The 18,519-nt window shown below is 66.4% G+C and carries 17 protein-coding genes; 5 read left to right on the top strand and 12 right to left on the bottom strand.

Features of this window, described 5'->3' with window-relative positions:
* Positions 1 to 14 precede the first annotated feature (14 nt).
* On the top strand, positions 15 to 635 hold the full coding sequence (locus RPB_RS17180; protein ID WP_011442286.1) for a hypothetical protein: 621 nt from the start codon (positions 15 to 17) through the stop codon (positions 633 to 635).
* Between the two features lie 80 nt (positions 636 to 715).
* Here the strand turns inward: RPB_RS17180 and RPB_RS17175 are convergent, their stop codons facing one another.
* The 5 genes from RPB_RS17175 to RPB_RS17155 are packed head-to-tail and all read right to left on the bottom strand — an operon-like array spanning position 716 to position 5,324.
* Positions 716 to 1,573 (bottom strand): metal ABC transporter permease, encoded by an 858-nt coding sequence (locus tag RPB_RS17175; protein ID WP_011442285.1) that lies wholly within the window; start codon positions 1,571 to 1,573, stop codon positions 716 to 718.
* Entirely contained in the window at positions 1,570 to 2,445 is an 876-nt protein-coding gene (locus RPB_RS17170; protein WP_011442284.1) for a metal ABC transporter permease, read from the bottom strand. The genes RPB_RS17175 and RPB_RS17170 overlap by 4 nt, the downstream gene beginning before the upstream one ends.
* Before the next feature lies 1 nt (position 2,446).
* On the bottom strand, positions 2,447 to 3,325 hold the full coding sequence (locus RPB_RS17165; RefSeq protein WP_011442283.1) for a manganese/iron ABC transporter ATP-binding protein: 879 nt from the start codon (positions 3,323 to 3,325) through the stop codon (positions 2,447 to 2,449).
* Between the two features lie 18 nt (positions 3,326 to 3,343).
* On the bottom strand, positions 3,344 to 4,261 hold the full coding sequence (locus tag RPB_RS17160; RefSeq protein ID WP_011442282.1) for a metal ABC transporter substrate-binding protein: 918 nt from the start codon (positions 4,259 to 4,261) through the stop codon (positions 3,344 to 3,346).
* A 55-nt stretch (positions 4,262 to 4,316) separates the two neighbouring features.
* Positions 4,317 to 5,324 carry a hypothetical protein gene (locus RPB_RS17155; protein WP_011442281.1) on the bottom strand — a complete coding sequence of 336 codons (1,008 nt, stop codon included), beginning with the start codon at positions 5,322 to 5,324 and terminating at the stop codon, positions 4,317 to 4,319.
* 168 nt (positions 5,325 to 5,492) lie between these two features.
* On the opposite strand from RPB_RS17155, the gene mntR reads away from it, so the two are divergent.
* Both mntR and dusA read left to right on the top strand, forming a co-directional pair.
* Positions 5,493 to 5,960, top strand: a complete 468-nt coding sequence (gene mntR, locus RPB_RS17150) for a manganese-binding transcriptional regulator MntR (protein ID WP_011442280.1) — start codon at positions 5,493 to 5,495, stop codon at positions 5,958 to 5,960.
* Between the two features lie 103 nt (positions 5,961 to 6,063).
* Positions 6,064 to 7,062, top strand: coding sequence for a tRNA dihydrouridine(20/20a) synthase DusA (gene dusA / locus RPB_RS17145; RefSeq protein ID WP_011442279.1), 999 nt, complete (start codon positions 6,064 to 6,066; stop codon positions 7,060 to 7,062).
* 256 nt (positions 7,063 to 7,318) lie between these two features.
* On the opposite strand, the gene RPB_RS17140 is transcribed toward dusA, so the two are convergent.
* The 5 genes from RPB_RS17140 to RPB_RS17120 all read right to left on the bottom strand — a co-directional run bounded on the left by RPB_RS17140 (position 7,319) and on the right by RPB_RS17120 (position 13,173).
* Positions 7,319 to 9,307 (bottom strand): adenylate/guanylate cyclase domain-containing protein, encoded by a 1,989-nt coding sequence (locus RPB_RS17140; RefSeq protein WP_011442278.1) that lies wholly within the window; start codon positions 9,305 to 9,307, stop codon positions 7,319 to 7,321.
* A gap of 156 nt (positions 9,308 to 9,463) precedes the next feature.
* Positions 9,464 to 9,997, bottom strand: a complete 534-nt coding sequence (locus RPB_RS17135) for a TIGR02281 family clan AA aspartic protease (RefSeq protein WP_011442277.1) — start codon at positions 9,995 to 9,997, stop codon at positions 9,464 to 9,466.
* A 10-nt stretch (positions 9,998 to 10,007) separates the two neighbouring features.
* Entirely contained in the window at positions 10,008 to 10,214 is a 207-nt protein-coding gene (locus RPB_RS17130; protein WP_011442276.1) for a DUF1289 domain-containing protein, read from the bottom strand.
* Between the two features lie 45 nt (positions 10,215 to 10,259).
* On the bottom strand, positions 10,260 to 11,852 hold the full coding sequence (locus RPB_RS17125; protein ID WP_011442275.1) for a sensor histidine kinase: 1,593 nt from the start codon (positions 11,850 to 11,852) through the stop codon (positions 10,260 to 10,262).
* A gap of 172 nt (positions 11,853 to 12,024) precedes the next feature.
* Positions 12,025 to 13,173: an NAD(P)-dependent oxidoreductase gene (locus RPB_RS17120; RefSeq protein ID WP_283804842.1), complete on the bottom strand. Its 1,149-nt coding sequence runs from the start codon at positions 13,171 to 13,173 to the stop codon at positions 12,025 to 12,027.
* Between the two features lie 38 nt (positions 13,174 to 13,211).
* Between RPB_RS17120 and RPB_RS17115 the strand changes: the two genes are divergently transcribed.
* Both RPB_RS17115 and RPB_RS17110 read left to right on the top strand, forming a co-directional pair.
* On the top strand, positions 13,212 to 14,330 hold the full coding sequence (locus RPB_RS17115) for an Mrp/NBP35 family ATP-binding protein (RefSeq protein ID WP_011442273.1): 1,119 nt from the start codon (positions 13,212 to 13,214) through the stop codon (positions 14,328 to 14,330).
* Positions 14,331 to 14,548: 218 nt separating this feature from the next.
* Positions 14,549 to 15,637 (top strand): TRAP transporter substrate-binding protein, encoded by a 1,089-nt coding sequence (locus RPB_RS17110; protein WP_011442272.1) that lies wholly within the window; start codon positions 14,549 to 14,551, stop codon positions 15,635 to 15,637.
* Between the two features lie 248 nt (positions 15,638 to 15,885).
* Here the strand turns inward: RPB_RS17110 and RPB_RS17105 are convergent, their stop codons facing one another.
* Entirely contained in the window at positions 15,886 to 17,727 is a 1,842-nt protein-coding gene (locus tag RPB_RS17105) for a TRAP transporter large permease (RefSeq protein WP_011442271.1), read from the bottom strand.
* Positions 17,728 to 17,755: 28 nt separating this feature from the next.
* Positions 17,756 to 18,361, bottom strand: coding sequence for a TRAP transporter small permease subunit (locus RPB_RS17100; RefSeq protein ID WP_011442270.1), 606 nt, complete (start codon positions 18,359 to 18,361; stop codon positions 17,756 to 17,758).
* Positions 18,362 to 18,519 lie beyond the last annotated feature (158 nt).

Genomic DNA, 18,519 nt, shown 5'->3' with positions numbered 1-18,519 from the left:
GCGAGGCGGACATCATGTCTGTACGTATCGTCCTGTCGACGCTGACGGCGGCATCGCTGCTGCTCGGCCTGACGTCGGCGGTCCAGTCCGCGCGCGAGCCGCGCGCGCTGGATGCGGGCGCCACAGAGGAGGCCACCGACGAAACCGGGTCGCTGCCGCTCGCCGCCGGCTCCGGCGCGGATCTCGTCCGGATGGTGGAGAGCAGCCTGACCGGCGCCAGGGTCTATGATCTGAGCTTCAACGGCGACGGCGCAGCGCCGTCGTTCGAGGTCAAATCCTATCGCGACGACAACATCTGGAAGACGGTGGTCGATGCCGCGACGCGCCGGATCGTCCGCTCCGCGGTCGTGATGCCGGCCTCCGATCTGCATGCCGAGGACAAGCGCGGCATCGACGACTTCAAGCGCTCGAGCATGGCGCTGGCCGATGCGATCGCGATCGCCGAAAAATACGGGCCGGGCAAGGCGATCAGCGCCGGCCTCCACCACGCCGACGGCAAATTGGTGTTCGTCGTGGTCGTCGTCTCCAATGGCGGACTGAAGGAGATCGTGATCCGTTCGGATGGGAAAAAGCGCGGCGAGCGGCGCAAGATGGAGCAACGCCCGGACGACAGCGTCCGACGGATGCCGGGCTGAGCGGCGTCGGGTTGGTCCACGCCCGGTCGGTGGGCGAGCGGGTCGACGTCCGCGCGCCACGGGTGCCGCATCCGGATCGCTCAGGGGCGGCTGCCGACTCCGCCGGCCTGTCGTAACAGACCCCGCTTCGGCGCAAACAGAAACGCCAGCACGAAGACCACCGCCTGGGTCAGCACGATGCAGGCGCCGGTCGCGCCGTCGATATGGAAGCTGATCAGCGTCCCGAGCGCGGCCGAGCTGGTCGCGACGACGGTGGCGATCACCAGCATGCGGTCGAAGCTGTCGGTCAGCAGATAGGCGGTAGCGCCGGGCGCGACCAGCATCGCCACGACCAGGATGATCCCGACCGCCTTCAGCGACGCGACGATGGTCAGCGCGAGCAGCACCAGCAGCCCGTAATGCAGCCAGACGACCGGCAGGCCGATCGAGCGGGCGTGGTTGGGATCGAAGCAGTAGAGCAGCAGATCGCGGCCTTTCAGCAGCACGACGAGCAGCGTGCCGCCGGCGACGATCGCCGTTTCGATCAGGTCGCGCGGCGTGACGCCGAGAACGTTTCCGAACAGGATGTGGTTGAGATGCTGGTCGGTCTCGATCTTGGTGAACATCACGAGGCCGAGGCCGAACATGCCGGAAAACACGATGCCCATCACCGTGTCCTCCTTCACCCGGCTGTTCGCGGTCAAATATCCGGTGAACACCGCGCAGGACAGGCCGGCAGCGAACGCGCCGATCGCGTAGGGCAGGTTCAGCACATGGGCGAGCACGATGCCGGGCAGCACCGCGTGGGAGACGGCGTCGCCCATCAGCGACCAGCCCTTGAGCACCAGGTAGCAGGACAGCACGGCGCAGACCGCCGCGACCATCACCGATATCACCAGCGCGCGCTGCATGAAGGGATAGGCCAGCGGCCCGGCGAACCAGTCGAACAGCTCGCTCACGACCCGGCCTCCGCGGCGGCGAGCCGGCGCCCGCGCGCCGCCAGCAGGCCGTGCTTCGGCGCCAGATAGAACGCCGTCAGGAACACCAGCGTCTGCAGCGTGACGATCACGCCGCCGGTCGCGCCGTCGAGGAAATAGCTGAGATAGGCGCCGACGAAGCTCGTGATCGCGCCGATCGAGATGCTGATCAGGATCAGCCGGCCGAAGCGGTCGGTGAGGAGATAGGCGGTGGCGCCGGGTGTGACCACCATCGCGATGACGAGGCAGGCGCCGACCGTCTGCAGCGCCGCCACGGTGCAGGCGCTGAGCAGGGTGAAGAACACGATCCTGAGCGCGCGCGGATTGAGGCCGATGCTGCGCGCGTGGTTCTCGTCGAAGAACGTCACCATCAGGTCCTTCCACAGCAGCGCCAGGATGCCGAGCGAGACCCCCGAGATCACCGCCACCTGCACGACGTCCGCGTCGGAGATCGCGAGGATGTTGCCGAGCACGATGGTCTGGACGCTGACCGAGGCGGGCCAGATCGAGGCCATCAGCAGGCCGAGCGCGAACAGCGTGGTGAACACCAGTCCGATCACCGCGTCCTCGCGCAGGCGCGAGTTCAGCTTGACGAACTGCATGCCGGCCGCGGCGAGCAGTCCGGCGACGAAGGCGCCGACCGCGAACGGCGCGCCGATGATATAGGCGGCCGCGACGCCGGGCACGATCGAATGCGCCAGGGCGTCGCCCATCAGCGACCAGCCCTTCAGCATCAGATAGGCCGACAGAAAGGCGCAGGCGCCGCCGACCAGCGCGCTGACCCACATCGCCTTGAGCATGTAGTCGTAGCCGAACGGCACCAGCATCTCGGCGAACAGCGAGCCGTCGGCCATCTCAGGTCTCCTCGTCCTGGCGCTGGCTCCGGCGCTCGCCGAGCAGCACGAGCGGCCGTTCGTCGTCGCTGATCACCGTGAACTGCCCGCGGTCGTCGTCGCGATCCGGCCCGGTGCCGCCGAATTGCCGGTTGCGCAGCACGCCGCCGAACGTCCGTTCGAGATTGTCGCGCGTGAAGGTCTCGGCGGTCGGCCCGGCGGCGAGAACGGAGCGGTTGATCAGGACGACCTGGTCGCAGAATTCCGGAATGCTGCCGAGGTCGTGGGTCGAGACCAGCATCAGATGGCCGGAGTCCCGCAACTCGCGCAACAGCCCGATGATCGCGGCTTCGGTCTTGACGTCGACGCCGGTGAACGGCTCGTCGAGCAGGATGATGCGGCCGCCCTGCGCCAGCGAGCGGGCCAGGAACACACGCTTCTTCTGGCCGCCGCTCAATTCGCCGATCTGGCGGTGCCGGTAGTCGCTCATGCCGACGCGCTCCAGCGCCTCGTCGACCTTGCGGCGATCGAGGCGCGACGGAATCCGCAGGAAGTTCATGTGGCCGTAGCGGCCCATCATCACCACGGTTTCGACCAGCACCGGGAAGTTCCAGTCGACGTCCTCGCTCTGCGGCACATAGGCGACGATGTTGTTCTTCAGCGCCTCCGCGACCGGCAGACCGCAGAGTTTCACCACGCCGGAGGTGGGCCGCACGAAGCCCATGATCGCCTTGAAGATGGTCGACTTGCCGCTGCCGTTGACGCCGACCAGGGCGCAGATCGTGCCGGCGTCGAGCGCGAACGACGCGTCCTTCACGGCGGTGAAGCCGTTCGGATAGGTGACGGTGAGGTTCTGCACGCTGATGCTGGCGGGCGCCGCGTTGAATTCCGTTCTAGCCATGATCGTGCTGAGGCGCGGTCAAGCGCCAAACCCTTTCGCGATGGTCTCCACTGTGACCTTCAGCAGGTCCAGATAGGTCGGGACTGGGCCGCCCGCGGCGCTGAGCGAGTCGACATAGAGCACCCCACCGTAGCGTGCCCCGGCCTCGCGGGCCACCTGCTTGGCGGCGCGGTCCGAGATCGTGCTTTCGCTGAACACCACCGGGATGTCGTTGTTGCGCACCAGGTCGATCACCTTGCGCACCTGCTGCGGCGTGCCCTGTTCGTCGGCGTTGATCGGCCAGAGGAAAGCTTCCTTCATCTCGTAGTCGCGCGCAAGATAGCTGAAAGCGCCTTCGCTCGACACCAGCCAGCGCTTGTCCTTCGGAATTTCGGCGAGCCGCTTGCGCAGCGGCTCGTCGAGCGCCCTGATCCGCGCGGAATAGTCGGCGGCGTTGCGATCGTAGGCGTCCTTGTTGGACGGATCGTAGGTGACCAGCGCCTTGCGGATGTTCTCGACATAGATCAGCGCGTTCGACGGCGACATCCAGGCGTGCGGGTTCGGCTTGCCGGCATAGGGCCCGTCGGCGATCCCCATCGGCGCGATGCCTTCGGTGACGACCACGCTCGGCACCTGTTTGACGCTCTGGAAGAACCGCTCGAACCAGCGTTCGAGGTTGAATCCGTTCCACAGCACGAGGTCTGCCGACTGCGCGCGGACGATGTCGCGCGGTGTCGGCTGGTAGTCGTGGATCTCAGCCCCCGGCTTGGTGATCGATTCCACCACGGCCCTGTCGCCGGCGACGTTCTGCGCGATGTCCTGGATGATGGTGAAGGTCGTCACCACCCGGAACGGCTTGCGCGTTTCCGCCAGGGAGGGGCCCGCCAGCAGCAGGCAGGCGAGGGCGCCCGCGAAGGCGGTCCAGGCCAGGCGTCGATGGTCGGCTTTCGGCTTCATCTGTCGGTTCCCCGTTCGGCGACGATGTCCATTGTCGTCTCGTGCCGGCAACGATCTAGAAATGCGCATTGAGGCGCAGCATCGCCTGGTGGCGCTCGAAATTGTCGAGGTCGAGACGGCGATCGTCGCCGAGCGCGCCACCCGCGACCTGCATCTGCCAGGTCCCCGACACCCCGAGACTGTCGGTGATGCTGTAGGAGAAGGTCGGACCGACGAACACCGCGTCGCCGGCGAAGCGGTCGAGGCCGCCGCCATCATAGGCCCGCAGATAGCGCAGCGCGACGCCCGCGACGAATTCCGGCACGAACGCGTAGGACAGCGCGCCGTGCAGTTCGAGGTCGGTATCGTGGCTCCACAGTCTGGTCGCGCGCTCGCGGGTCGCGCCGGTGCCGTACCAGACGTTGAAGGCGGCGTACAATTTGTCCGGGATCAGCTCGCGGTCGAACAGTGCGGCGAATTCGGCGCCGTAGTGCTCGATCCGCCTGCCGCTGCCTTCGTCGACGCGGCTCCAGCCCGGCTGGGCGTGCAGCGTCAGCCCGAACGGCGCGGAGGTCCTGTCGATCAGCTTGTAGCGGAATTCCATGGTCGCGCCGTTGAAGGTGAGGTGGCGCCGGTCGTCGTAGCCCGGTGCGCCATCGATCCGCTGGGCGCCGAGGCCGAAGCCCGGCGCGATGCGGAATCGATCGGTGACCGTGTATTTGACCTGGTTGAGCGTCGCGAGCGTGGCGTAGCCGCCGCTTCGCTTGCCGAACGCGCCGACATTTTCCATCTCGATTTCGATGTCGCCGCGCCGGCCGATGTCCGATCCCATGGTGAAGCCGAAGATGTGCTCGGTATCGATGTCCTTGGCGTCGTGACCGCCCGGCACCGGCGGCTTGCCGGTTTGCGAGAGGTTCGCCGGCAGAGAGGCGACAGCGGCGAGCCATGCTGGCCGATCCTGCGCCGCTGCGGGACCCAAGGGCGCCAGTGCGCCAATTCCGCTCGCCATCGCCACGGCGACGACCGCCCGCTCGGCTTGCTGGCGCACCGCCGGGATGCCCTTTGGCGACCAGTCGCCTCGCATCAGACCCTCCAAACTCTAGCCGACCATACATGATGTAGCTGAGGCTACAGAATGGAGAATGGTTCGCAAATGTCAACACTGCAAAATGTAGCTATGGCTACATTTTGACACGACATTTGAAACGTGATCTGTCTGCCTCGCAATCTCAATGGCTTAGGATGGATGCCCATGCCGCTGACGGCTCGCCAGAAGCCTGCGCCGCACGACGGGATCAGCACCGAACTGCCGTCCGAGCACACCCAGGCGCGGCGCTTCGGCAAGACGCGGTCGGCGCAATCGACCGCGTTGTTCGAGGACTATGTCGAGTTGATCGCCGATCTGCTGACCGGCGTGGGCGAAGCGCGGCCGACCGACATCGCGCGGCGGCTCGGGGTGTCGCACGCGACCGCGATCAAGGCGATCTCGCGCTTGAAGCGGGCCGGATTGGCGACCTCGCGCCCTTATCGGGGTGTCTTTCTCACCGAGAACGGGCATGCGTTGGCCGAAAAAGTCCACACCCGCCATCGGCTCGTGGTCGACCTGCTGATTGCGGTCGGCGTTCCCGCCGAAGCCGCGGAGGCCGATGCCGAGGGGATGGAGCACCACGTCTCGGATGCGACCCTGGCGGCGTTCGCGCAATTTCTCGAGTCGCGGTGACGGACCTCTCGATCGACCCGGCGCTCGCGGCGACGCAGCCATACCGACCCAGCGTCGAACCGACTGGTGCACGACGTCTTCGAATAATTGATTGAATCGAACGATGCAGACCACACAGATCCGCAGCTTCAGATTTTGTACCGCGCCGATGATGGAGTGGACCGATTCGCGCTGTCGCGTATTCCATCGTCTGCTGACGAAGCGGGCGCGGCTGTACACCGAGATGGTGACCACCGGCGCGGTGATCCACGGCGATCGGCAGCGCTTGCTCGGCTTCGATGCGTCCGAACATCCGGTGGCGCTGCAGCTCGGCGGCTCCGATCCGGCCGCGCTCGCGACCGCCGCGAAGATCGGCGAGGATTTCGGCTACGACGAGATCAACCTCAATGTCGGTTGCCCGTCGGACCGGGTGAAGGAGGGCCGGTTCGGCGCCTGCCTGATGGCGGAGCCCGAGCTGGTCGCCGACGGCGTCGCGGCGATGAAGCGCGCGGTGGAGATCCCGGTGACGGTGAAATGCCGGATCGGCATCGACGATCAGGATCCGGAGGCGGCGCTCGATACGCTGGCGCGCGGTGTGGTCGCGGCCGGCGTCGATGCGCTGATCGTGCATGCCCGCAAGGCCTGGCTCAACGGCCTGTCGCCGAAGGAAAACCGCCACGTCCCGCCGCTCGACTACGATCGCGTGTACCGGCTGAAACGGGCGCTGCCCGATCTGCCGATCGTCATCAATGGCGGCATCGGCAGTATCGCCGAGGCGAAGCTGCATCTGGCGCATGTCGATGGCGTGATGCTCGGCCGCGCCGCGTATCAGGAGCCGTGGCGGCTGCTCGAGGTCGATCCGGAGCTGTTCGGCGAGGCCGCGCCTTACGCGACGATGAAAGACGCGCTCGAGGCGCTGATGCCGTATATCGAGGACCAGCTCGCACAGGGCGTGCGGCTGCATGCGATCACCCGGCACCTGATCGGCGCGTATCAGGGCGTGCCCGGCGCGCGCGCGTTCCGGCGCTATCTGTCGGAATTCGGCGTCAAGCCCGACGCCGACGCCAGCGTGTTGCGCAAGGCGATGGTGGCGGTCGAGCAGCGCGCCGCCGAGGCGGCGTGAACGGCAGTCGTTCGGCTATCAGGACACGCGCAGCGCGCTTTCTTCACCCTCCCCTCGAGGGGGAGGGTCGGCACGCAGCCCGCAGAGCGGGATGCGTGACGGGGTGGGGTGAGAAGCGGGCAGGGCGGATGAACTCTTCGCCACCCCACCCCGCTCGCTGACGCGAGCGACCCTCCCCCTCCAGGGGAGGGTGAGCCGCGCGGCGACTGCAAATGTTCAATGCGATTGTCCCGCCCCTCGCAGGGGAGGGTGATCCTCACGCTTCGTCGAGCTCCGCCACCACCTTGGCGAGGGTCTCGCGGACTTCGGTGCGATCGGCGGCGGCGGTGTCGATGAACAGCTGCATCCCGGGCAGTTCCTTGCGAATGATCTCGGCCGGCGTTGCGGCCTTGAGGCCGCGGACCGCGTAGGCACGGACCGACTCGCCGAAGCCCTTCACGGTCAGCGCCGGTCGCTCCTCCGCGTCGATGACATCGTTCACCAGCGACCAGGTGACGTGAGAGATCAGGATCGATCCCGGCTCGCAGGCCTGTTCGAGCCGCGAGGTGAGATTCACCTCGCCGCCGATGATGGTGTAGTCCATCCGGTCGGGGCTGCCGAAATTGCCGACGGTGCAATAGCCGGTGTTGATGCCGATCCGCACCCGGAACGGCCGCTGCGCGCCCGCGGCCGTCCACTCCGTCTCCAGTTGCTTGAGCTTGGTCTGCATCTCGATCGCCATCATCACGCAGGCGACGGCGTCCTCCTTGACGCCGCGGCTCTGCGGATCGCCGAAGAAGGCGAGCACGGCGTCGCCGACATATTTGTCGATGGTGGCGCCGTGCTTCAGCGCGATCTGCGCCATCTCGGCGAGATAGCGGTTGAGCATCGCCGTCAGGTCTTCGGATTCGAGCTTGTCGGTGGTGGCGGTGAAGTCGGCGATGTCCGACAGGAAGATCGTCAGTTTCTTGCGCTTCGAGGCGATCTCGGCGACCTGATGGCCGCTGAAGATCGAGGAGTACACCTGCGGCGACAGATATTTCGACAGCGCCGCCGACAGGCCTTCGAGGCTGCGGGTGCGGGCTTCGAGTTCGGCGGTCCGCTGCCTCACCATCGAATCGAGATGCTCCTCGCGGGCCGCGACCTGACCGGCCATCCCGGTGAACACCCGCGCCAACTGTCCGAGTTCGTCGCCGCGATCGGCGGCGGCCGCGAGCATCGCGGGCTCGAAGGTCTGGGATTCCAGCGCCGACGCGGCGCGGGTGATCTGACGCAGCGGCGCGGACTGGTGGCGTGCGACGCCGATCGACAGCAGAATGCCGAGTAGCGCGATCGCGGATGCCGTCGCCGCGGCGATCTCCGCCTGGCTCTGCACTGTCGCCCACACCCGGTTCATCGGCAGGCGGACCAAGGCGGCGCCGACGATCTCCTTCTTGTCGTTGTGAACCGGCGCGATGACGCTCAGGTTCTCCCGGCTCTCGACGTGCCGGGTCTGGCCGTCGGCAATCACCAGGCCGACCGGCCCCAGCTCTTGTTTGTTGGGACCGTCGTGGCGCTCGACGCCGTAGACGCCGGGGCCGACGATCGCGTCGAGCTTGCGGTCGAACACCCACACCGCGTCGATGTCGCCGTCTGCCAGCAGGTTCTCCACCGCCCGCGGCAGCCCGACCTTCGCGGTCAGCATCTCGAGCAGTTTCGCGCTACGCCCGACCTGAATGATCCTCGGCTTGTCGATGCCGCCGACGCCGACATATTTGAAATGCTGATTGTCGATGTCGCGCTTGCGCGCCTCCTGATCGACCACCTTCCGCTTGCCGGTCAACAGATCGTAGAACGCGTAGGCTTGCGGCTGCACCTGCGGCGAGGAGCTGAAGGTGAAGTCGATCCCCGGCATGCTGTGCAGATAAGCATGGCCCTTGTCGTCGGTGATCCAGATTTCGTCCAACACGGTCGCGTCGGTGATGCTCCTCAGCCGGCGATTGATCGCGTCGGGCGCGAGGCCGGCGCGCTCCGCCGCCTCGACGAAATGCGCCAGAATGTTGCCTTGCGCCACCATCTCGTCGGCGATCATCGATTCCACCTCGGCCGGAATCGAGCTGGCGAGGCTGGCGCTGCGCGCCAGCAGCCGCGCGACCATCTCGCCCGAGGCTTCCGCCTCGGTGATGATGGCCCGGCGCGTCGTCCAGGTGAGCAGCGCGGCGGTGACGAGCGTCGCGCCGACCGTCAGCACGGTGACGAGCAGGATCAATCGGGTGGTGAACTTCATCGAACAACCTGTTGTTGCATGATCGCCTCCGAAACTCGGTCGTCCAGGTTTCGGATCATGCGCGCCCCGTCGCCCGTTCAAATGCGCCGGCTCGGTTCACGCGCATTGCTGTCCATCAAACCGGCGACCACCGGCGATCGGCGGCCTCCGACCGGCTCAGGGATAACCGTGCAGCCGCAACTGGTCGGCGCGGACTTCCCAGCTTTCCAGCCGGTCGAGGAAGCTCATGCCGAGCAGATTGCTCTTCATCTGGCCGCGCGGCACCACCAGCGCCGGCACCGAGCGCTCCACCAGCTTGCCGATCGCGATGCTGTCGAGCGACAGCTTGGCGGCGCGGGTGCGCCCGCCCGCGGTCTCGACCTCGACGTCGAAATTCAGCAGTTCGAGCGGCAGCCCGGCGGCCTTTGCGGTCTCATAAGTCAGCACGACCGAGGTCGCGCCGGTGTCGATCACCATCGCCGCGTTGACGCCGTTGACCTTGGCGCGCACCGCGAATTCGCCGCCGGTGCCGCGCGGGATCTGGACGACGCGGCCATGTCCGGCGGCCGCTGCGGTCGCCGCCGCGACGCGCTTCTTCAGCATCGTCGACATCGCATCGCCGGCTTCCGAGATGCGCTTGGGGTCGCCATAGGCGACCACCGCGCCGGCGGTCCCGATCAGCACCGCGAGCACCAGCAGGATCCGGCTCACGGGACACCTGCTAGCTGGTGCAATCCGTGCGAGGCTTGGGCGGCTCCAGGCCGGCCTCGGCCATCCGTTCCGGCAACGCCGCCATGATGGCGCGCCGCTCGTCGGAGGCCAGCCGATGCCAGCGCGCGATCTCCGGCAGGGTCCGGCCGCAGCCGTAGCACAGGCCGCTCTGCGGATGGATCACGCAGACCGCGATGCAGGGGGATTCGAGGCTCATGCCCGATCGTGGCGGACATCGGGTGATGTGCGCAAGTCCCCATCGCTACAGCCCGGTGCCGGCGTTCATGATCGGCTTGCCGCGCGCGCGGCTGCGGTCGTCGTTCTCGACCAAGCCGGGCTGCAGCGGCGCCTCGTCGGCCATCGGCGCCAGCGCCGACATCACCCGCTCCGGCGGGAAGGTGACGATCACTTCGGTGCCGATCCGCAGCTTCGATTTCAGCGTGAAGGTGCCGCCGTGCATGTCGACCAGGCTCTTGGCGATCGGCAGGCCGAGGCCAGCGCCCTGTTCGGCGGATTTGATCGAATTGGAGCCCTGGCCGAACGACGCCAGCACCACCGGGATTTCCTCTTCGGGGATGCCCGAGCCGGTGTCCTTGACGCTGAGATACTGTCCGCCGGACGCGGTCCAGCCGACCTTGAGCCAGATTTCGCCGCCCTGCGGCGTGAACTTGATCGAGTTGGAGAGCAGGTTGAGCACCACCTGACGCACCGCGCGCTCGTCGCCCCAGATCCGCGGCATGCCCTGTTCGAACACTTCGTGGATGGTGATGCCGCGGCTGGAGGCGCGCAGCTTCAGCAGATGATGGCAGTCCGTCACCACATGGACCAGCGAGATCGCTTCCTCGTTGAGTTCGTAGCGACCCGCCTCGATCCGCGACAGGTCGAGGATTTCGTTGATCAGATTGAGCAGGTGGACGCCGGAGTTGTGGATGTCCGCCGAGTATTCCTTGTACACCGGCACCGCGTGGGCGCCGAAAATCTCGCTCTTCATCACTTCGGAAAAGCCGAGGATGGCGTTGAGCGGCGTGCGCAGCTCGTGGCTCATCTGCGCCAGGAACCGCGATTTGGCGACGTTGGCGGCCTCGGCGCGATGCCGCGCCTCGTCGGAAATCGCCTTGGCCTGTTCCAGCTCGCCGATCAGTGCGTCCTTCTCGGCGCGCGCCTCGAGCGTCGCCAGCGTCGTCGAATGCAGGCGATGCGCCAGCAGCGCGAAGTAACCTTCCGCCGCGACGGTCAGCGCCGCCAGCACGTAGCTGTCGAAAGTGCCGCCGAGCACGAAGTTCAGCGTGATCGCGGCGGTGACCGGGACGGTCGCCGCCAGCGCGGCGATCGGCAGGCTGGCCGCCAGCATGCTCGACACCGCCACCACCAGCAGCATCAGGAACATCAGCAGCGTGTTGGAGACGACCGTCAGCCCGAGCGGATGCACCAGGATCGTGGTCCAGGCGAGCCCGTAGAGCAGATCGAGCGCGACGAAGCGGCGTCGCCAGCTTCGGGTGCGGGGCGGCGAGGCGGGCTCCTGCAGGAAGCGGCTGCAGTTGCGGATCATCACGGCGTGGATGCACAGCATCCCGACGGTCCAGGCGCCGGCGGTGACCGGATCGAACCAGAATGCGAACAGGATGCCGGTGACCACCACCAGCAGCATGATGACGAAGGACGCCGACAATCGGGTCTGCGCGAATTGCCGGACCAGTTCGTGGTCGAAGGCGGGGCGGGTGCCGCTGGTCGAGGTCAGCCGGTCGCGCGCTTCGCGGACGCGTTGAGCCGCAGCGCGCCGGTTGCGTGCCGGGGCGACCACCGGGGACTCAGCCGGAAGCTGGAAGACTTCGGGCTTTTCGGCGGGCTCACTCATCACCAACACAATTCCAGCGCAAAAACGCGCGCAGCACCACCAGCCTATCCTTGGCTGCAATCGTCGAGAGTAGCCTCCGAGGGAATGATATTCCGGTTAACGGCTGGCTAACGATTGCGGTTATCGCCGCGTGAAAAACCGCAAACGCCGGCGATTTTCTAGTCTCTGCGTCTCAGCGTTCGAGCCGCGCCAGCAGGCTCGATGTATCCCAGCGGCGGCCGCCGAGCTTCTCGACTTCGGCATAGAAGGCGTCGACCAGGCCGGTGACCGGCAGGCTGGCGCCGTTGCGGCGCGACTCGGCGAGGCAGATCGACAGATCCTTGCGCATCCATTCGACCGCGAAGCCGAAATCGTACTTGCCGTCGATCATGGTCTTGTGGCGGTTCTCCATCTGCCAGGACTGTGCGGCGCCCTTGGAGATGGTGTCGATCACCGCATTGACGTCGAGCCCGGCCCGCTTGGCGAAGTGAATGCCTTCCGACAGTCCCTGCACCAGTCCGGCGATGCAGATCTGGTTGACCATCTTGGTGAGCTGGCCGGAGCCGGCCGGGCCGAGCAGCTTGCACATCCGGGCATAGGCCGCGATCACCGGCTCGGCCTTGGCGTAGGCCGCGTCGCTGCCGCCGCACATCACCGTCAGCACGCCGTTCTGCGCGCCGGCCTGACCGCCCGAGACCGGCGCATCGACGAAGGCGAAGCCGGCCTTGGTCGCGGCGGCGTCGAGCTCGCGCGCCACCTCGGCGGAGGCGGTGGTGTGATCGACGAACACCGCGCCGGATGCCATCGCCGCGAAGGCGCCGTCGGCGCCGGTGGTGACGGCGCGCAGATCGTCGTCGTTGCCGACGCAGGCCATCACGAAGTCCTGATCCTGCGCCGCTTCCGCCGGCGTCGCCGCAATGCGGCCGCCGAATTGATCGGCCCAGGCCTTGGCCTTGGCCGCGGTCCGGTTGTAGACGGTGACCTCGTGGCCGCCCTTCTTGACGAGATGTCCGGCCATCGGAAAACCCATCACGCCGAGACCGAGGAAAGCGACTTTGGCCATGTCTGTACCCTTCAGGATTGCGTGGCCGGACGCAGGCCGGCCGAATGACGGGGAGGGAGCGCGCGCGGCCCGATGCAGGCGCGCGGCAGGTGCGCCAGCATAGGCCGGGAGGCTCGACGGACAAGAGGCTGGCGGCGAATTGTCCGACAGCGGCCGCGCGCCGCGACCGCGGAAATCTATCGCACTGCAAAATGGTCGATCGGGCCGACAGCGTTGTGCGCCGCCGGGCGATCGTCGGCGCCGTTCGTCCAACTCCGCCCTTGAACCGGTGGACGCCATGTGATCGGTGAGGCGCAGATCGGCGCAGGAGATTTCCATTGAGCGTGACGCAGCAACAGATTCGCGACAGCTTGGCCAAAGTGATGACGCCGCGCGGCGTGGCGCTGACACAGGCGGATGTGCTGTCCGAAATCGCCGTGACCGACGGCAAGGTGTATTTCTCGATCAATGTTGACGCCGCCGAGGCGCGATCCTGGGAAAGCGTGCGGGCCGCCGCCGAAGCGGCGGCGCGCGCGGTTCCCGGGGTCGTCAGCGCGCTCGCCGCGCTGACTGCGGAGCGCCGTCCGGGCGCGGCGCAGCCGCCGCGTTCGGGCGTTGCGCCGGCCGCGGCGCATCGGCCGGCGCCGGCCGGCGGCGCGCAGTCGCCGATGGCGAAGCAGGCGGAGATTCCCGGCGTTCGCGCGGTGATCGCGGTGGCGTCCGGCAAGGGTGGTGTCGGCAAATCGACCACCTCACTCAATCTGGCGCTCGGCCTGCGCGACCTCGGCCTGCGGGTCGGCTTGCTCGATGCCGACATCTACGGCCCGTCGGTGCCGCGCCTGACCGGCATTCAGGAAAAGCCGCAGCTCGACGACAGCCGCCGGATGATTCCGATTCGACGATTCGGACTGTCGATCATGTCGATCGGCTTCCTGGTCGACGAGGAAGCGCCGATGATCTGGCGCGGCCCGATGGTGATGTCGGCGATCACCCAGATGCTGCGCGACGTCGACTGGGGGCAGCTCGACGTGCTGGTGGTCGACATGCCGCCCGGCACCGGCGACGCCCAGCTGACGCTGGCGCAGAACGTGCCGCTGAAAGGGGCAGTGATCGTTTCGACGCCACAGGACCTCGCGCTGATCGATGCGCGGCGCGGGCTGGCGATGTTCACCAAGGTGAACGTCCCGGTGCTCGGCATCATCGAGAACATGAGCTACTTCCTCTGCCCGCATTGCGGCACGCGGTCCGATATCTTCGGCCATGGCGGGGCCCGGCACGAGGCCGAGCGGCTGGCGGTGCCGTTCCTCGGTGAGATCCCGCTGCATATGGACATCCGGGCCAGCTCCGACGCCGGCACGCCGGTGGTGGAGAGCGAACCGAGCGGCCCGCATGCCGAAATCTATCGCGCCATCGCCGCACAGGTCCGCGACCGGCTCGACGCCGCCGCAGCAATCTGACGCAGGGCGGGCGCGCGGTGCGATCGCGGACCGCGCGCGATCGCGATGAGTCCGCCTTCGACTTTGGTTGAATCTGGAGTATCCGACCAGCGGCGGCGTTTCCGCCGCGCACCATCCGTGATAGAGACGCTTCCACCAATCGGCTTCGTACCGGACATTCTCGACCGCGAAACGCAAGCCAAGGAATCCGGGAAACGCCGGCAACAAGGAGATGCCTTATGAAACGTCGTGACTTTCTGAAAGTATCAGCAACCGGCGCCGCGGTCGCGGCGGTGGCTTCGCCGGCGATTGCGCAATCGTCCCCAGAGGTGAAGTGGCGGTTGACCTCGAGCTTCCCGAAGTCGCTCGACACCATCTATGGCGGCGCGGAATATCTCGCGAAGCAGGTCGCCGAGATGACCGACAACAAGTTTCAGATCCAGGTGTTCGCCGCCGGCGAAGTGGTCCCCGGCCTGCAGGCGCTCGACGCGACCTCGAACGGCACCGTCGAGATGTGCCACACCGTGTCGTACTACTATGTCGGCAAGGATCCGACCTTCGCGGTGTTCGCCGCGGTTCCGTTCGGCCTCAACGCCCGCCAGCAGAATTCGTGGCTGTACCAGGGCGGCGGCAACGAGCTCGCCAACGAGTTCTACAAGAAGCACAACGTGGTCGGCTTCCCCTGCGGCAACACCGGCACCCAGATGGGCGGCTGGTTCCGCAAGGAGATCAAGACCGTCGCCGACATGAGCGGCCTGAAGATGCGGATCGGCGGCATCGCCGGTCAGGTGCTGCAGAAGGTCGGCGTGGTGCCGCAGCAGATCGCCGGCGGCGACATCTACCCGGCGCTGGAAAAGGGCACCATCGACGCCGCCGAGTGGGTCGGCCCCTATGACGACGAGAAGCTCGGCTTCCAGAAGGTCGCGAAGTACTACTACTATCCGGGCTTCTGGGAAGGCGGCCCGACCGTCCACGCCTTCACCAATCTCGAGAAGTTCAACGCGCTGCCGAAGAACTATCAGGCGATCCTCGCCAACGCGGCGGTGCATACCAACACCTGGATGAACGCGCGCTACGACATGCTCAACCCGACCGCGCTGAAGCGGCTGGTGGCGAGCGGCACGCAGCTGCGTCCGTTCTCCAACGAAATCCTCGACGCCTGCCTCAAATCGACCAACGAGCTGTGGGGCGAGATCTCGGCCAAGAACGCCGACTTCAAGAAGGCGATCGACGCGATGCAGGCCTACCGCTCGGATCAGTATCTGTGGTGGCAGGTCGCCGAATACACCTACGACAGCTTCATGATCCGCTCGCGCACCCGCGGCTGATCCAACACACATCGCAGCAAACAATCAGCCCGGCCTCCGCGAGGGGGCCGGGCTTTTTGTCGTCCGGATCAGCGGGCGGCCGTCATCCTGAGGTGCGAGCGCAGCGAGCCTCGAAGGATGGAGCGACGAATCCGTGCCGCCCATCCTTCGAGGCGCACCGAGCCGCGTCGGACGCGGCCCGGCGCGCACCTCAGGATGACGTCCGGAAAGTGGAGAAGCCGGCCGCAGGCTTCGGCGGTCGCGCGATCTCAGAATTTCGGCGGGCCGAAATCGAGCTGCGGGGTTTCCATCTGCGGGATGTCGAATTCGATCTTCGACGGATCGACCGTGCTGGCGGCGCCCTTGTAGTGCATCACCATCGCCGGGAAGGCGATCACCAGTCCGACCATGATCAGCTGGATCACCACGAACGGCACCGCGCCCCAATAGATCTGTCCCGTGGTGATCGGCGCCATCCGCTTGCCGGTGACCCGGTCGAGATAGGATTCCTTCGGCGCCACCGAGCGCAGATAGAACAGCGCGAAGCCGAACGGCGGATGCATGAACGAGGTCTGCATGTTGACCGCGAGGATGATGCCGAACCAGATCAGGTCGATGCCGAGCTTCTCCGCCGCGGGGCCGAGCAGCGGGATGATGATGAAGGCGAGCTCGAAGAAGTCGAGGAAGAACGCCAGCACGAACACCAGGGCGTTGACGAAGACCAGGAAGCCGAGCTGGCCGCCGGGCAGCGAGGTCAGCAGCTCCTCGACCCAGCGATGGCCGTCGACGCCGTAGAAGGTCAGCGAGAACACCCGGGCGCCGACCAGGATCATCACCACGAAGGCCGACAGCTTGGCGGTCGCCTCGGTGGCCTGGCGGGTCAGGTCGAAGGTCAGCCGTCCTTTCATCAGCGCGAGAATCACCGCGCCCGCGGCGCCCATCGCGCCGCCTTCCGTCGGGGTGGCGACGCCGATGAAGATCGTGCCGAGCACCAGGAAGATCAGCCCGAGCGGCGGCACCATCACGAACACGACCTGCTCGGCGAGCCGCGACAGCAGCTTCAGGCGCAGCACCCGGTTGAGCACGGCGATGACGAACGACAGCCCGACGGTCACCGACATCGTCAGCACCACGTAGTCCGCGCCGCCCTTCACATCGGTGAAGCGCATCGCGACGATGCCGATCGTGGTCGACAGCACCACGACCAGATACAGCGAGATCGTCATGGTGCGGATCACGCCGATGAACGGCCGGAACAGCACGGCGAGCAGCACCACGAACCAGAAGCCCTGCATCGCCATCGCGGGCAGGCCGACCTTGTCGAACGCCGGCATGCTCCAGCTGAATCCGTCGAGATGCACCGCGAAGAAATAGGCGGTCGCGGCGGCGGAGATCGCCGCCAGCGGCATCATCATCGGGTTCTGCAGGGTGTCGTGTTCGCGCAGCGTCTGCGCTTCCAGCGGCAGGCCGGGCGCCGCCTTCGGGGCGAACACCGTCACCAGGAAGATGTAGCCGGCATACAGCAGCGACAGCACGATGCCGGGAATGAACGCGCCTTCGTACATGTCGCCGACCGAGCGGCCAAGCTGGTCGGCCATCACGATCAGCACCAGCGACGGCGGAATGATCTGCGCCAGCGTGCCGGATGCGGCGATGACGCCGGTGGCGACGCGGCGGTCGTAGCCGTAGCGCAGCATGATCGGCAGCGAGATCAGGCCCATCGAGATCACCGAGGCGGCGACCACGCCGGTGGTGGCGGCGAGCAGCGCGCCGACGAACACCACCGCGTAGGCGATGCCGCCGCGGATCGAGCCGAACAACTGCCCGATGGTTTCGAGCAGGTCCTCGGCCATGCCGGATCTCTCCAGCACCAGCCCCATGAAGGTGAAGAACGGAATCGCCAGCAGCGTGTCGTTGTTCATCACGCCGTAGACGCGTTCGGGCAGCGCCTGCATGAAGTCGGGGCGGAACAGCCCGAGCTCGATGCCGATGAAGGCGAACATCAGGCCGTTGGCGGCGAGCGAGAACGCGACCGGATAGCCGAGCAACAGGAAGATCACCAGGGAGCCGAACATGATCGGCGCCATGTAGTGGATCAACATAGCGGTCATTCGAAACAGTCCCCCAACACAATGACCACTATTCGGCTCGAGGCTGCTTCTCGCCGGCGATATGCATCACCAGCCGCTCGGCTTCGAGTTCCGCCGCATGCGCCGACCCCTGCAGCACGTTGCTGTCGGGGATCACCCCCGCCATCATCGCAGCGCGCTTGATGATTTCCGAGATGCCCTGAACGATCAGCAGGACGCAGGCGATCATGATCAGCGACTTCGCCGGCCATTGCGGCAGGCCGCCGGCGCTGAACGATTGTTCGTTCTGGTGGTAGGAGACCAGGAAGAACGGGATCGACCACCACAGCAGGATGATCGCGAACGGCATCAGGAAGAACACATGGCCGATCATGTCGATCCAGCCGCGGACTTTCAGCGGCAGGGAATGATTGATGATGTCGATCCGGATATGTTCGTTCTTGAGCAGCGTCCAGGGCGAGCACAGCAGGAACACGACGCTGAACAGCACCCATTGCGCCTCGAGGAAGGAGTTCGACGACATGTCGAACACCTTGCGGATGACCGCGTTGCCCGCCGAAATGATCACCGCGACGACGATCATCCACGACAACCAGCGCCCGATCAGCGTGTTGAACGCGTCGATCTTCCTGCTCAGTCCCAGCAAGGCCTGCAACGTCCGGTCTCCTCCCGTTCCTGCCCGGTCTTGGTGATATGCGCGAAGTAGCTCACACAGCCGGAGGCGCGAAGCGGGGGCACCATTTCAGCGTGTAACGATGCCGTCAATTGGAAAATGGCATTCCGATGATAGATCAAACGGTTAAATACGCGGCA

The organism is Rhodopseudomonas palustris HaA2 (assembly GCF_000013365.1).
GTDB classification, from domain to species: domain Bacteria; phylum Pseudomonadota; class Alphaproteobacteria; order Rhizobiales; family Xanthobacteraceae; genus Rhodopseudomonas; species Rhodopseudomonas palustris_J.
Note: the sequence above shows the minus strand (reverse complement) of the source record. Positions and strands in the feature narration are given on the sequence as shown.

What these genes read in the sequence shown, in the direction of transcription:
- RPB_RS17165 (WP_011442283.1), bottom strand. Translation starts at nt 3,325, where the DNA reads ATGGCTAGAACGGAATTCAACGCGGCGCCCGCCAGCATCAGCGTGCAG.
- RPB_RS17130 (WP_011442276.1), bottom strand. Translation starts at nt 10,214, where the DNA reads ATGAGCCTCGAATCCCCCTGCATCGCGGTCTGCGTGATCCATCCGCAG.
- RPB_RS17155 (WP_011442281.1), bottom strand. Translation starts at nt 5,324, where the DNA reads ATGCGAGGCGACTGGTCGCCAAAGGGCATCCCGGCGGTGCGCCAGCAA.
- RPB_RS17180 (WP_011442286.1), top strand. Translation starts at nt 15, where the DNA reads ATGTCTGTACGTATCGTCCTGTCGACGCTGACGGCGGCATCGCTGCTG.
- dusA (WP_011442279.1), top strand. Translation starts at nt 6,064, where the DNA reads ATGCAGACCACACAGATCCGCAGCTTCAGATTTTGTACCGCGCCGATG.
- RPB_RS17120 (WP_283804842.1), bottom strand. Translation starts at nt 13,173, where the DNA reads ATGGCGTCCACCGGTTCAAGGGCGGAGTTGGACGAACGGCGCCGACGA.
- RPB_RS17125 (WP_011442275.1), bottom strand. Translation starts at nt 11,852, where the DNA reads ATGAGTGAGCCCGCCGAAAAGCCCGAAGTCTTCCAGCTTCCGGCTGAG.
- mntR (WP_011442280.1), top strand. Translation starts at nt 5,493, where the DNA reads ATGCCGCTGACGGCTCGCCAGAAGCCTGCGCCGCACGACGGGATCAGC.
- RPB_RS17170 (WP_011442284.1), bottom strand. Translation starts at nt 2,445, where the DNA reads ATGGCCGACGGCTCGCTGTTCGCCGAGATGCTGGTGCCGTTCGGCTAC.
- RPB_RS17140 (WP_011442278.1), bottom strand. Translation starts at nt 9,307, where the DNA reads ATGAAGTTCACCACCCGATTGATCCTGCTCGTCACCGTGCTGACGGTC.
- RPB_RS17105 (WP_011442271.1), bottom strand. Translation starts at nt 17,727, where the DNA reads ATGACCGCTATGTTGATCCACTACATGGCGCCGATCATGTTCGGCTCC.
- RPB_RS17110 (WP_011442272.1), top strand. Translation starts at nt 14,549, where the DNA reads ATGAAACGTCGTGACTTTCTGAAAGTATCAGCAACCGGCGCCGCGGTC.
- RPB_RS17160 (WP_011442282.1), bottom strand. Translation starts at nt 4,261, where the DNA reads ATGAAGCCGAAAGCCGACCATCGACGCCTGGCCTGGACCGCCTTCGCG.